Here is a 12,721-nt window from a genome sequence, read left to right on the forward strand (position 1 = left end):
CCCGGCCGGAACCAGCGGTTCGCCACGGGCCGACAGCGGGGTTTCGAGCATGTCTGGGCCGCTTGGTTTTCAGCGGATCAAGACAGCCGCACCCTTGGGCGCGTTGGCCTGCATCAAGGCGCTATTGTGCGGCCAGGGGCTGACGCGCGAGGCGGCATTGCGACCACAGATCCGCCAGCGCGCCCACCAGATGGTCGATATCTTCGGCCGAATGGACGGGCGATGGCGTGATGCGCAAACGCTCGGTGCCCTTGGGCACGGTCGGATAATTGATCGGCTGGATGTAGATGCCGTGACGATCCATGAGTTGGTCGGAAATCCAGCGGCATTTGACCGGGTCGCCGACCATCACCGGGATGATGTGGCTGTCATTGGCCAGATGCGGGATGGCGTGCGCATCAAGGCGCGCGCGCACCTCGGCCACACGGGCCTGATGGGCGGCACGCTCGGCCGTGCTGATCTTGAGATGACGCACCGCCGCCGCGGCACCAGCCGCCACCGCGGGCGGCAGGGCGGTGGTAAAGATGAACCCGCTGGCAAAGCTGCGCAGGAAATCGACCATCACCGCCGAGCCCGCGACATAGCCACCGACCACGCCGTAAGCCTTGCCCAGCGTGCCCTGGATCACGTCGATCCGACCCATCAGCCCCTCGCGCTCGGCGATGCCGCCGCCACGCGGGCCATACAGGCCCACGGCATGCACCTCATCAAGATAGGTCATCGCGCCATAGCGTTCCGCCAGATCACAGATCGCGGCAATGGGGGCGATGTCGCCATCCATCGAATACACGGATTCAAAGGCCACGATCTTGGGCCGGTCTTGAGGTATCGCCTTAAGCTTATCCTCCAGATCCATGATGTCATTGTGTTTCCACAGGACACGATCGGCACGGGAATGGCGGATACCCTCGATCATCGAGGCATGATTGCCGGCATCCGACACCACCACGCACCCCGGCATGCGCGCCGCCAGCGTGCCAAGGCTGGCCCAATTCGACACATAGCCCGAGGTAAACACCAGCGCGGCCTGTTTGGCATGAAGATCCGCCAGTTCCGCCTCGAGCGTCACATGGGCGTGCGTCGTGCCGGATATGTTGCGCGTGCCCCCTGCGCCCGCGCCCATCGCATCCAGCGCCGCATGCATGGCCGCCAGCACATCGGGGTGCTGGCCCATGCCCAGATAATCATTCGAACACCAGACCGTGATCTGCCGTGCGCCGCCGGCATGGCGGTTCAGCGCTGCGGGAAAAGCCCCCCGGCGGCGTTCGAGATCCGCGAAAAAGCGATAATTGCCGGCCTGTTTCAGCGCGTCCAGTTCGGCACCAAAAAAGCGGTCATACCGATTGTCGCCGCTCACTGTGCCATCGCCTCAAGGATGATGGCATCGAGCAGCGCCTCGACCTCTTGCATGGGGCCATCGGGATAATCGCGGTGGCCGATCAACACCGCGCCTTCGCGTTCGGCAACAAAAATCCCATAGGGGCAGTGCATGATGTTCATCGGATCGGCCTCCATCACCCGGCGCGATACGGCGGCCGAACAAAAAAGAAAGATCTGCGCATTGTCAAAGATCACTTCCGCCGATCCGACATCGGCCCCGGTGCGGTTGAGCATGTCACCCACATGGCTGGTGAAATCGATCACCAGACCACGGTCGATGATCGCGCTTTCAACGGCAAAGCTGGCATCCTCGAAGCTGCCCGGATAGGGAAATGTGATGGCGTCTTGTGCCATGGCGGTCATGGGGATCATGGCCAGGGTCAGGCCGAAGCTCAAGTATCGCGTCATGGGTGCCGCCTCCGGTTGGTGGAACCCGCGGGACAGACGATGCCGCCCGCGGGCCCTTGTGATCAGACGAACATGTCCGTGGTGATGGCCGCGTACCAATCGAGGCTTTCGCGATAGGTCGCCGCGCGCAGATCGGCGGCTTCGCCAATCTGGCTGACAAAGTTGTCGATCGCCACGATGCCTTCGGCCGAGGCTTCATAGGTCGCACCGACCTTGATGCCGTCATCGGTGTCAAGCAGCGACCAGCAGGTGTTGGAATAGCGCGCCGGAAAGGCCCGCGATCCGGTCAGCGCCGACACGATGGCGTTGGCCGCCACCTTGGCCTGGCTGTTGGCCGAGAAACCGGATTTGGGCATCGCGCCCTGTGCGGCCGCATCGCCCAGAACGGTGATGTCGGGATCGACCTTGCTCGACATGTCATAGGCCGACACGGGCGCCCAGTTGCCATCGGTGATGCCCGCGGCAAAGGCGATCTGACCCGCCCGCTGGCCGGGGATGACGTTGCAGACATCGACCTTTTCGACCACGCCATCGATGGTCACGGTCATCGCGGCCGGATCAACCTCGACCACCGCGCTTCCCATATCGGGGCCAATGCGGGTGATCATGCCCGCATAATGGCGGTTCCATCCATCCTCGAACAGCCCCTGCTTGGAAAAGGTTTCCTTGGGGTCGACCAGCAAGATCTTGGCGGTCGGATTGTTTTCCCGCAGGTAATGGGCCACCATCGAGATCCGCTCATAGGGGCCGGGCGGGCAGCGATAGGGGTTGGGCGGCGCGACCATGGCGAATGTACCACCCTGTGGCATCGCCGCGATCTGGGCGCGCAACAATTCGACCTGGGTGCCGCCCTTGTAGGCGTGCGGCATGCGGCTTTGCGCCGACACCGACCAGCCCGCAACGCTGCCTTCGACGAAATCGATGCCGGGGCTCAACACAAGCTTGTCGTAGGGAACGCTGGCACCCGTGGCCAGCGCCACCGTCTTGGCATCACGATCCACGCCCACAGCCCAGTCATGCACGACATTGATGCCGTAGTTGCTGGCAAGCCCGCCATACCCATGGCCGAGGTCGTCATAGTTGAAGAACCCGCCCAGATAGAGATTGCCGAAATAGCAGGTGTGATAGGTCCGCTGAGGTTCGATCAGCGTGACGTCGACGGCACCCGCGCTGTCGCGTGCGATATAGCGGGCCGCCGTGGCCCCGCCCGATCCGCCGCCCACGACGACCACGCGCGGCGTGGCCTGTGCGCGGGCAATCATCGGCGCGGCCAAGGATGCCGTCAGGGCAACCGATGTCCCCAGAAAGGCGCGTCTGTTGATGGTCATGTCATTTCTCCCTTTTTTGCCCCTGTGGGGCGTCATGTTGTGGCGCCGATCTTGTGACGCATGTTTTATTTGACCGTTACCTCAATGAGCCACCGCGAAATAGGCGGCAAGTGCCGCAAGTTCCTCATCGCCCAGCCGCCGTGCGACGGTGTTCATCACCTGATGTTCGCGCGATCCATCCCGATAGGCAACCATTCCTGCAATGAAGACCGACGGCGCGAGCCCCCGGATCGATGGAATGTCGGACCCGCCGCTGTCGCGATGGCATGCGGTGCATTCAGACGACAGATATTCGCCATAGGGCACATCGCCTGAAATCTCGAGAATGGCGGCGATTTCGGGGGCAACGGCCACTTCGGCCAATTCCGCGCCCGCTTCGCTGCGCCCGCCTGCTGCCAGCATATAGGCGATCAGATGCTGGCGATCTTGCTCGGAGCGGACGCCGCGAAACACCATGCGCGTACCCGGGAAATAATCGCTCGGGCCCGCCATGTAGCGATCCAGCGAGCCTTCGGTCCAGACGCGCCCCTCAGCCCCTGCATTGGCCAGCGCATCCGAGAACTGATACCCCGGAGACGCCCCGATGGCGCGGTCCACGATCCCGTTCAGATGGGGCCCGACGCGATGCACCGCGCCGTCCCCGATCATGTGGCAAGCCCGGCACGGGCGAAACAGGGTCTCGCCCTGTGCCGGGTCGCCTTCGGCCAGCGCCGGGAAGGTCGCCGCTGCCAAAACCGCAAAGGTCAACGCGCCGGTGAATGCGCGCAACCCTGTCATGGCGCCTCGCCGCCGGTGGCGCGCAGATAGGCAATCATGGCTGCCGCTTCTTCTGGGGACCGAAGGCCGCGGAATGCCATTCGGTTGCCCGCAATCGTCCCGCGCGGATCCTGAAGAAAGGCCGTCAGGCTTGCCTCGTCCCAAACCATGCCGGCGTCGCGGGCCGCCACGAAGGCGGGCGAATAGCGAAACCCGTCATGGCTGCCGACGGGGGCGCCAAAGGTGTTGTTGAGCATGGGGCCTGTGCGGTTGTTGGCGCCATCGCCGATCTGATGGCACGAGGCGCATTGCCGAAACAGCGCCTCGCCGGCCGCGACCAGTTCCGGGTCGGGCCCGGCCGATGCAACGGGTTCGGGGGCTGCGGCCGGGGCCGGTGCTGTGGCTGTCTCGACCACGGCGGCAGGCGTGGCTGCGGCGCCTTCGGTTTCCGGGGTCACCGACAAGACCGTGGCGCGTGCGGTGATCGCCACGCTGTCACGACAATTTTCCATGCAAGGTTCGGCCGCAAAGGCGGTCAATTCCGTTGTGGCCCGATCATCCATGAGGAAAGCGGCCTCGTTGGGCATCGCCACCTCAAGGAAATTCTCGTTCGAAAGTTCGAAATCATCATCGACCATGTCATTGAGATACATGAGATAGGCCGTGATTGCATAGACATCATCATTGCTGAGCGATTGCGCTCCACCATAGGGCATGGCGCGGTGGACATAATCCCACACCGTCGACAGATACGGCCAGTATGAGCCGATGGTCTTGTGGGGGTCCTCACCATCGAGCGTGCCACGCCCGCCCGCCAGAACCGGCCAGCGGCCCACTGCCTCACCGAAATCGCCGTGGCATGCCGCGCAGTTGTCGATGTAGAGTTCTTCGCCGGTATAGACATCGCCCGACCCCACGGGCAGACCCAAGCCATCGGGGCGAATGTCGATATCCCAGGCGGCGATTTCCTCGGGCAAGGCCGTGCGCCCCAGACCAAAGCCGCCGTCGCGCGCGGGGGCCGGGGTTTCGGCAAGGGCATGGCCCGCACCAACGACGACAAGCGCAGAGCAAAGGGCAAGTTTCTTCATCATCTCAACCGATTTCGACATTTTCCGCCTCGCCTGCTTCATTGACAGCCCAAGTCTGGATGCTGTTGTTGTGGTAGATGGAATTGAACCCGCGCACGACGCGCAGCTGGTCCTTGGTGGGCTGGACATAGCCGGTGCTGTCATGGGCGCGGCTTTGCAGCAAAAGCGGCCGCCCATCCCAGTCGAATTCATAGTAGAAACGATGCATCGACTTGTCCAAGGACGGGCCCGACATGCGCGCCTGATGCCAGGTGATGCCGCCATCAATGGTGACATCGACACGCGGAATGGTGCCGCGCCCCGACCACGCAACCCCGCTCAGGACCGTGGGCCCCGGGCCATGGGTGATCGGCGCTTGCGGGCTGGGGTTGGTGATGACGGATTTGGCGTCCATCTCCCAGGTAAAGCGGCGCGCGACACCATTGGCCAGAAGATCGGTGTATTTGGAGGTTTCCTCGCGGTGGTGCCAGGCCATGTCGCCCACCTCGATCCGGCGCAGCCATTTGACCCACATGTTGCCTTCCCAGCCGGGCACGACCAGACGCACCGGATAGCCCTGTTCGGCCCGCAACCGTTCGCCATTCATATGGGTGGCCACCAGACAATCATCGAGCGCCTTTTCCATCGGGATCGACCGCGTCATCCCCGAGGCATCGGCCCCTTCGGCCAAAAGCCATGTGCCCGTGGTCCGCACGCCCGCCTCTTGCAGCAACAGCCGCAGCGGCACGCCGGTATAGACGACGTTATGGATCATGCCATGGGTGAACTGCACCCCGTTGAGCTGCGCACCGCGCCATTCCATGCCGGTGTTGGCCGCACATTCAAGGAAATAGGTCCGGTTTTCGCGCGGAAAGCGCATCAGGTCATCCATGGTGAAGACCATCGGGTTGTCGACCAGCCCGTTGATCATCAGCCGGTGATCGGCCCAGGGAATGTCGGCCACGCCGGAATGGTGCCGCTCGAAACACAAGCCGTTGGGCGTGATGATCCCTTCAAGCTCGTGCAGCGGCGTGAAATTGATCGAGGAAACCGCATCGGCGGTCAGCCATGGCACCGTGCGGCGGACGACATTGGCCTCGTGCTTTGAGGGAAAGCCATAGGGCTTGGCATCGACGCCGTCGCCCAGATACTGCATCCAGGGCTGCAATTCGGTGATCTTCGGGTCGGGGCCTGCCACCTGGGCATGGACCAGCTTGCCGGTCGCAGCCGCCCCTGTCGCCACGGCGGCACCGGCCAGAAACTGGCGGCGCGATGGGGTCTGTCTGGGGGTGTCGGTCATGTTTCGATACCTCTGTTGTTCCGGTTGCGGCCTCAGCCGCCCACCACGTCGACTGTGTTGTTGGGTTCAAGGGTGACGGTGCGCTGCGCGCGGATGTGGTTTTCGACCACGTCCCAGATGGCTGGGCCTTCGGTGCCTTCGTTCACGCTGGCCCATCCGGCCACCACGTAATTCTGATCGGCCACCAGCCGTTCACCGGTGGCCAGCAGCGTCATTTCGGTGATGCGGCTGCCCTGCGGCTGGGTGGTGTCGATGCGGTAGCCCATGCCGCCCACCCGCACCATATCGCCGCCTTGCTGGTAATAGGCATCGGGGTTGAAGATATTGGCAGCCACGTCTTCCATGATGGTGTGCAGCTGCCCGCCCGACATCTCCATGCGGTAGGCATTGGGATAGGTCATTGCGGTGACGTTGTAGATATCTTCGCGCGTGATGTCCTGACCGGGCAGAACAGCGGCCCCCCAGCGGAAGCCGGGGGAAAGGGCGATCTGGGCGTCGCGCTGGGAAATCAGCGCGTCACAGATCACATCATCCCAGGTGCCGTTGAAATTGCCGCGCCGATACAAGAGCGATCCGGACTGGCCGATCACCTCGGCCATTTCGGCGCTGTAGGGGGCGCGGGTCTCGGCCACCAGCGCAGTCATTTCCGGGTCGGGCGCGATGACATCCGAAAGGATCGGGATCAGGCGGTGGCTGATGCCCGTCATCGCGCCATCCTGAACATCGAGATCGACGCGGCTGAGGAATTTGCCATGCGACCCGCTGGCGATCAGGAAGGTATTGCCGACCTGAATGGGTTCGGGCAGCGCGTCATGGGTGTGGCCCGTCAGGATCACGTCGATGCCCGGAATGTCGCGGGCGAACTGGCGATCCACGTCAAAGCCGTTGTGCGACAACAGCACCACCACCTCGGCGCCCGCCGCGCGGACCTCTTGCACCACCTCGGCGATGCGATCGCGGCGCAAGCCAAAGCTCAATTCAGGGAACATCCAGCCGGGATTGGCAATCGGCATGTAGGGGAATGCCTGACCGATCACACCGATGGCGGTGCCATTGCGCTCAAAGATCTTGTAGTCATCATAGACCGGTTCATCCCACTCCACATCGAAGATATTCGCACCAAGAAAGGCAGGATCGACATGGTTCTCGAGCAGCTCGTTGACGCGGTCAGAGCCCAGCGTGAATTCCCAATGCGAGGTCATCGCCTCGACGCCGAGCGCGTTCATCAGCTGGACCATGTCCAGACCGCGCGTGCGCAAGCTGGGCAGCGAACCCTGCCATGTGTCGCCCCCATCCAGCAACAGCGCGTGGGGGGCTTGTGCCCGGATCGCCTTGACCACGGTCGCGATGCGGTCAAGCCCGCCCATGCGCCCATAGCCGCGCGCCATGGCTTCGAAATCGGTGTAGGTCAGCGCGTAATCCATCGCCGAGCCCTGCGTGATGCCAAAGCGCGCGCGAAATTCCGCCCCCACCAGATGCGGCGGCTGGCCCGCATGGATGCCCACGCCGATGTTGAATTCCGGCTCGCGGAAATAGATCGGTTGGGTCTGGGCATGGATATCGGTGATGTGGATCAGCGTCACATTGCCCGGACCGCCCGTGCCGATCAGATCGTCTTGGGACAGCGTTTGCTGCGCGGCCAGCCGCGCCCAGTTGCCAAAGCCCGAGGCCCCGTAAAGCGCCGAGGTGGCCAGCGCGGCCTGCACGAAATGGCGACGCGAGATCATGATGCAACCTCTGATGTTATTCCAAAATATGAATGTATGAACGTAGACACCGCCCCAGACTGCATCCGGGACGGCGTTGTCGATGGATTAGTTGCGCACCGACGGCCCTTCGACCGTCAAGCCATTGCCGCGCGAGGCGACGTATAGCTCAAGCGCCACGAATTCCGGGCTACCCACTGCAAAAGTTTCGCCGCGCGTGTCACGGATGCAGCCGCGAAAGCGACCATGGACCGAGTTCACATTGGCGTTCTTCAGGCGATAGGCCGGAAAGCCGTTGATCTGGCCTTGGCTCAGATGGTCGGCGCGGATCAGGTTGCCATAGTTGTTCTCGTGGCAATCCGCACAGCTGAGTTCGAGCTGACCATACTTGGTATAGTAGATCTCTTCACCAAAGGCCCAGGTCTCGGCCACGGGGCCGTCGATGGCGACATTGATCGTCTGGCCGCGCCCAACAGATGCGATCAGCGAGGCCATGTTGCGCATGGCTTGGCTGTCATAGCCATAGGGTTCAGCAACGCCCATACGCTCGGTCTGGCATTCGATGATCTGCATCTCGACGGTTTGCACCGCGCCATGCTCGGCATCCCACTTGGGATAGCTGGCCCGCACACCCGCAAGGCTTTCAGCATTTTCATGACAGCTAGCGCAGCTTTTGCCTTCGCTGCCCATCGCGGTCTCAAAGGCTGTCAAACCCTGCTCGGCATAAAGCATGGCCGGGTTGTCGAAATCATCTGCCTGCATGGCGCGGGTTTCATCGGTCCGAAACACCCAGCCTGAATAGATCGTAGTGACACGATCTTGCAGAAACTCGGGCGCTGGTGCCTCGGTGATCATGGCGAGATCGCCATTGATCACCAGGCTGTCACCCGTCCGGATATCGGCAAAACCGATCCCGGCCACCCCGACGGCAAGCCCTGCCGCCGCGACGCCACCAAGAAGCGTTTTTCCAGTCATGGTCGTCAATCCTCCCTTGCGACGGCTCGGTCTGATCTTGTCGCCGCCGTCAGGCGACTGCGATTTCTGCCGTTTCGGTGTAGACCGATCCGTCATCATCATACCAAGTGAATTCAAAGCTGCCGCTCTGGTCCACCTTGGCATCGAATTGGAAATAGGGGTTCGTGGCGACACCCGCCTGGATCTCGACATCGACCACCATCGCGCCGTTGAAGGCACAAGTGAAGCGGTTGATGATCTGACGCGGGATCAGATTGCCATCGCTGCCACGACGCATGCCACTTTCCATCGGGTGGCTGATCAAAGTCCGCACCGATACGCTCTCGCCAGCGGAAGCATCACGCGGAACGCGGACGCGGGGAACAACATTCTCTGCCATTGTCTTATCTCCTTGTCCTAACTGGTTCAGCCGCCGCAGCCGCCGATGGTCACACGCACATTCTGACGCGCCTGCTTGAAGCTGCCGTCAGCCATGCGTGCGATCGCGACAACTTCTTGCTCACCGGCCAGGCGGATGCGGGTCGAAACCATATGCGATCCGGCAGCAGGGCCGAAATTGACGGTGCAGACATCGGGGTTTGGGTTGCCAGCGGCAAACAGAATAATCGCGGCAGCACCGGGTGCATCTACCTCGATTGGAACGGTATTGCCGTTCTCGGCAATCTCGGGGGCAATCAGGGTGATACCGTCCGAAGCCGCGTCCGAACCACCGGTGAATGTGGCGATGGCCTCTTCGAGCGTTGCGGCGTTTGCGATATGCGGAAGACCGAAAAAGGCCGCCGCAATCGCCAAACCGTTGCCGACGAATTGCCTGCGTGTCTGGGTCATGAGACTATTCTCCTTGAATTCTTGTACGAATACCGACCGGCCTAGTAGTCGGTCAGGGTCATCAGATAGGCAACGACATCCTCGATGTCTTGTGCTGCCAAAAGGGGCGAAAGCTCGCCTTCGGGTGCTTTGCCTGTGTAGGCATCGCCCGGACGGGTATAGCCCGAGATGCGGTAGAACGAGGGCATGATCGAGTCGGGGAACATCACATCCGCATTGACGATCAACCCGCGCAATCCGGCCTCGTCCCAGCGTGTGGCCACACCGTCGAGCGAGGGGCCAACTTCGCCATGCCAGGCGAATTCATCCAGTGCGCTGACCTGATGACAGGCAAGGCAGTTTCCCGCAGCCCGGCTGACCATGATCTCGGCACCGCGTTGCGGGTTGCCGGCCTGTCCGGTCAAGGACGCTGCGATTTCACCGTATTCATTTGCCACCACATCGTTTGGAGCAACAACATCGGCTTGAAGGCTGGTTGCGGCGAGCATGAGCCCTGCCGCCAGCATGATCTGGCGCTTCACTTCGATTCCCTCCCTTTGGCCGAGTCAGTAGGCCGTGGTATACCGTAGACCTACACGCGCAATGATTGCAACAACACATTTGATTTTTTGCATGTGAGCGCCATCTTGTGCCACCCGCAGGTCAATCGACAGCCCCCGCCGCGGCTTGCTGTGCGAACATACGGGCATGATATCGCTGGAAATCTTCCTCGCCCGCATAGCCTTGTTCCAGGACCCAGTTGAGCATGTTGAAGGTGGTCCAGCGACCAAAGGCACCGGGCATGACGACGGCTGCCGCTTCAATCCCGGTCACATCCTCGGGGACAGCTTCGGGAAAGAACAAGATCGTCGGCGTGAACAGATTGCGCCAGCGCCGCGCGATCTGGCGCTCTTCCATCGTCTCGCCGTCGAAATCGGTCACCTCGGTCGCGCCATGCATGTTGATGCGGACAAAATAGAAATCTTCCTCCAGCATCTTGAGGATATCGGGCACGACCCAGACCTCTTCATGCATCTTGGAGCAGTAGATGCAGCCGCGCTGTTCGATGATCACGGCAAAGCGGCGGCCTTGGGCGTTGGCATCGGCCAGATCCTCACGCAGGTCGAGGAAGGTCTCATGGATCCAGGGCGCAATGTGCAGCCCGTCATCGCCCAACTCGGCCAGCGCAGGCGTGGCCAGCGCGAACATCGCTGCGGCAATCCATCCTGTCAGTCTTGCAAACATGGCATTGGGCCTCCTGCTGCCCTTGGCTGTGGCGGGGTGCGTCACCCGATGGTCTGAAACACCTCGAACGTGTTGATCATCCACTCTGCAATGTAGAGCAGCGCATTGGTGGCGATCAAAATGCCAAACACCACCAACGCGCCGCCCATGATTTTCTCGACCATGCCCAGATGCCGCCGGAAGCGGCCCATCAGCCGCATGAAGGGCCCGACAAAGCCAGCCGCCAGCACGAAGGGCAGCGTCATCCCCACCCCATAGGCGGCCAGCAACGCCACCCCCTGCCCCGCCGATCCGGTCGATCCCGCCAGAAACAGGATCGCCGCCAGCACCGGGCCCACGCAGGGCGTCCAGCCAAAGGCAAAGGCCAGCCCGATCAGATAGGCGCCGCCCAAGCCCAGATTGGCGCTGTCGCCGGGTTCGGCGCGCAAGCTGCGATTGAGAAAGCCGATGCGGATCACGCCCAGAAAATGCAGACCCATGGCGATGATCAGCGCGGCCGCCACATAGCGCAGCACATCGAACCAGTCGCGCAGCACCTGTCCAAAGACCGACGCCGAGGCGCCCAGCGCCACAAACACCGTCAGCACGCCCGCCGCAAAGACCGCCGCCCCCAGGATGGCACGCAACCGGACCGCCCGCGTCACGGCGCCGCCCTGGGCCACCTCGAACGCACTCATCCCGCCCAGATAACTCAGGTAGAATGGCACCATCGGCAGGATACAGGGCGACAGAAATGACAACAGCCCGGCAAAAAAGGCACCCGTCATGGAAATGTCGAACATTTGAGGGACCTGCCGTGGACTTCACATTCAAGAATTCATATTAGTGGCCTCATGGGAATTTCGTCAACGTTGCAGTCAAAACAGTTTTTTCGCCGCATGGTTGTGCAGCTTGCGGGGCTGCTGATCTGTGCGCTGCTGTTGGCACCCGGCGCTTTGCGGGCGGATGGGCTGGAACTGGTGATGGTCGAACAGCGCGGCTGTGCCTATTGCATAAGCTGGCACGCCGATGTCGGCCCCGAATACCCCATCACCCCCGAAGGCCGCGCGGCGCCGCTGCGGGTGGTCGATCTGCACGCGTTGCCCAAGGATCTGACCCTTGCGCGCCGCCCCGTCTACACCCCCACCTTTGTGCTTGTGCGTGACGGGCAGGAAATCGGCCGGATCGAGGGCTATCCGGGCGAAGATTTCTTTTGGCCGCTGCTTGATCGGCTGTTGCGGCAAGACGATGCGGATTGGGCGACACAGGATGCAGGCAGATGAGACCATCGCCCGTTTTTGCCCTTGATTTGCCGGCGCAAGGCGACAATTTGCGCGCAAAGGGGATCATGACATGACCGTGCACAACGAATTGGCTGGGCTTGACCCGCTGGATCGGGCGGAGATGCGCGCATCCGTCTTGCCACGGGTGGACCAGGACATAGACGAGGCCACATGGCGCCGCTTGCGCGACAATGCGCAGACCGCATCGGATTTTCTCAAGGCGATCAGCCATGAGGGCCGGTTGATGATCTTGTGTTCGCTGGCCAATGGCGAGAAATCCGTGACCGAAATCGAGGAAATGCTGTCTTCGCGGCAGGCGGCTGTGTCGCAACAGCTGTCGCGGCTCAGGCTTGAGGGGCTGGTGACGGCCCGGCGCGACGGCAAGCAGATCTATTACAGTTTGACAGATGACCGGGCACGCATGATCATCGAACGTGTCTACGAGTTGTTCTGCACCTGACGCGCCCCGCCAGACCGGCGCGCGTCT

Annotated in this window: 15 protein-coding genes; 2 read left to right on the top strand and 13 right to left on the bottom strand. The window is 62.2% G+C overall.

The annotated features are described in order from the left end of the window. Positions 1 to 121: 121 nt before the first annotated feature. From hemA to Q0094_RS00185, 13 genes are all read right to left on the bottom strand, one after another. Entirely contained in the window at positions 122 to 1,357 is a 1,236-nt protein-coding gene (gene hemA / locus Q0094_RS00125; RefSeq protein ID WP_297613940.1) for a 5-aminolevulinate synthase, read from the bottom strand. Beyond that, entirely contained in the window at positions 1,354 to 1,788 is a 435-nt protein-coding gene (locus Q0094_RS00130) for a DUF302 domain-containing protein (RefSeq protein WP_297613942.1), read from the bottom strand. The genes hemA and Q0094_RS00130 overlap by 4 nt, the downstream gene beginning before the upstream one ends. A gap of 62 nt (positions 1,789 to 1,850) precedes the next feature. Next, positions 1,851 to 3,116, bottom strand: a complete 1,266-nt coding sequence (locus Q0094_RS00135) for an NAD(P)/FAD-dependent oxidoreductase (protein ID WP_297613944.1) — start codon at positions 3,114 to 3,116, stop codon at positions 1,851 to 1,853. An 81-nt stretch (positions 3,117 to 3,197) separates the two neighbouring features. Continuing rightward, positions 3,198 to 3,893, bottom strand: a complete 696-nt coding sequence (locus Q0094_RS00140; protein ID WP_297613946.1) for a c-type cytochrome — start codon at positions 3,891 to 3,893, stop codon at positions 3,198 to 3,200. Then, positions 3,890 to 4,963, bottom strand: coding sequence for a c-type cytochrome (locus Q0094_RS00145; protein ID WP_297613948.1), 1,074 nt, complete (start codon positions 4,961 to 4,963; stop codon positions 3,890 to 3,892). Before Q0094_RS00145 ends, Q0094_RS00140 begins: the two co-directional genes overlap by 4 nt. A 1-nt stretch (position 4,964) precedes the next feature. Then, complete coding sequence (gene soxC, locus Q0094_RS00150; protein ID WP_297613950.1) at positions 4,965 to 6,239, bottom strand: sulfite dehydrogenase; 1,275 nt, start codon at positions 6,237 to 6,239, stop codon at positions 4,965 to 4,967. A 32-nt stretch (positions 6,240 to 6,271) separates the two neighbouring features. Further along, positions 6,272 to 7,966, bottom strand: coding sequence for a thiosulfohydrolase SoxB (gene soxB, locus Q0094_RS00155; protein ID WP_297613952.1), 1,695 nt, complete (start codon positions 7,964 to 7,966; stop codon positions 6,272 to 6,274). Positions 7,967 to 8,053: 87 nt separating this feature from the next. Next, positions 8,054 to 8,920 (bottom strand): sulfur oxidation c-type cytochrome SoxA, encoded by an 867-nt coding sequence (soxA, locus tag Q0094_RS00160; RefSeq protein WP_297613955.1) that lies wholly within the window; start codon positions 8,918 to 8,920, stop codon positions 8,054 to 8,056. Between the two features lie 49 nt (positions 8,921 to 8,969). Beyond that, entirely contained in the window at positions 8,970 to 9,299 is a 330-nt protein-coding gene (gene soxZ, locus Q0094_RS00165; protein ID WP_297613957.1) for a thiosulfate oxidation carrier complex protein SoxZ, read from the bottom strand. A 26-nt stretch (positions 9,300 to 9,325) separates the two neighbouring features. Then, positions 9,326 to 9,748: a thiosulfate oxidation carrier protein SoxY gene (soxY, locus tag Q0094_RS00170; RefSeq protein WP_297613959.1), complete on the bottom strand. Its 423-nt coding sequence runs from the start codon at positions 9,746 to 9,748 to the stop codon at positions 9,326 to 9,328. A gap of 41 nt (positions 9,749 to 9,789) precedes the next feature. Next, a complete protein-coding gene (soxX, locus tag Q0094_RS00175) occupies positions 9,790 to 10,269 on the bottom strand; it encodes a sulfur oxidation c-type cytochrome SoxX (protein WP_297613961.1) in 480 nt (159 codons plus the stop codon). A gap of 121 nt (positions 10,270 to 10,390) precedes the next feature. Then, positions 10,391 to 10,972, bottom strand: a complete 582-nt coding sequence (locus Q0094_RS00180; RefSeq protein WP_297613963.1) for a thioredoxin family protein — start codon at positions 10,970 to 10,972, stop codon at positions 10,391 to 10,393. Between the two features lie 41 nt (positions 10,973 to 11,013). Then, the gene (locus Q0094_RS00185) at positions 11,014 to 11,754 is read right to left on the bottom strand and encodes a cytochrome c biogenesis protein CcdA (protein WP_297613965.1); all 741 of its coding nucleotides are present in this window, start codon (positions 11,752 to 11,754) and stop codon (positions 11,014 to 11,016) included. A 96-nt stretch (positions 11,755 to 11,850) separates the two neighbouring features. On the opposite strand from Q0094_RS00185, the gene Q0094_RS00190 reads away from it, so the two are divergent. Together Q0094_RS00190 and Q0094_RS00195 are read left to right on the top strand one after the other, a co-directional pair. Beyond that, positions 11,851 to 12,234 (top strand): thioredoxin family protein, encoded by a 384-nt coding sequence (locus Q0094_RS00190; protein WP_297613967.1) that lies wholly within the window; start codon positions 11,851 to 11,853, stop codon positions 12,232 to 12,234. Positions 12,235 to 12,355: 121 nt separating this feature from the next. Continuing rightward, positions 12,356 to 12,694, top strand: coding sequence for a metalloregulator ArsR/SmtB family transcription factor (locus Q0094_RS00195; protein ID WP_297614115.1), 339 nt, complete (start codon positions 12,356 to 12,358; stop codon positions 12,692 to 12,694). Positions 12,695 to 12,721 lie beyond the last annotated feature (27 nt).

Origin of the sequence: uncultured Roseicyclus sp. (genome assembly GCF_937892565.1) — a bacterium.
Lineage (GTDB): Bacteria > Pseudomonadota > Alphaproteobacteria > Rhodobacterales > Rhodobacteraceae > Roseicyclus.

Excerpts from the sequence above, each read along its gene's own strand:
- Q0094_RS00130 (WP_297613942.1), bottom strand. The coding sequence starts at position 1,788 with ATGACGCGATACTTGAGCTTCGGCCTGACCCTGGCCATGATCCCCATG.
- Q0094_RS00135 (WP_297613944.1), bottom strand. The coding sequence starts at position 3,116 with ATGACCATCAACAGACGCGCCTTTCTGGGGACATCGGTTGCCCTGACG.
- Q0094_RS00140 (WP_297613946.1), bottom strand. The coding sequence starts at position 3,893 with ATGACAGGGTTGCGCGCATTCACCGGCGCGTTGACCTTTGCGGTTTTG.
- Q0094_RS00145 (WP_297613948.1), bottom strand. The coding sequence starts at position 4,963 with ATGATGAAGAAACTTGCCCTTTGCTCTGCGCTTGTCGTCGTTGGTGCG.
- soxC (WP_297613950.1), bottom strand. The coding sequence starts at position 6,239 with ATGACCGACACCCCCAGACAGACCCCATCGCGCCGCCAGTTTCTGGCC.
- soxB (WP_297613952.1), bottom strand. The coding sequence starts at position 7,966 with ATGATCTCGCGTCGCCATTTCGTGCAGGCCGCGCTGGCCACCTCGGCG.
- soxA (WP_297613955.1), bottom strand. The coding sequence starts at position 8,920 with ATGACTGGAAAAACGCTTCTTGGTGGCGTCGCGGCGGCAGGGCTTGCC.
- soxZ (WP_297613957.1), bottom strand. The coding sequence starts at position 9,299 with ATGGCAGAGAATGTTGTTCCCCGCGTCCGCGTTCCGCGTGATGCTTCC.
- soxY (WP_297613959.1), bottom strand. The coding sequence starts at position 9,748 with ATGACCCAGACACGCAGGCAATTCGTCGGCAACGGTTTGGCGATTGCG.
- Q0094_RS00180 (WP_297613963.1), bottom strand. The coding sequence starts at position 10,972 with ATGTTTGCAAGACTGACAGGATGGATTGCCGCAGCGATGTTCGCGCTG.
- Q0094_RS00185 (WP_297613965.1), bottom strand. The coding sequence starts at position 11,754 with ATGTTCGACATTTCCATGACGGGTGCCTTTTTTGCCGGGCTGTTGTCA.
- Q0094_RS00190 (WP_297613967.1), top strand. The coding sequence starts at position 11,851 with ATGGTTGTGCAGCTTGCGGGGCTGCTGATCTGTGCGCTGCTGTTGGCA.
- Q0094_RS00195 (WP_297614115.1), top strand. The coding sequence starts at position 12,356 with ATGCGCGCATCCGTCTTGCCACGGGTGGACCAGGACATAGACGAGGCC.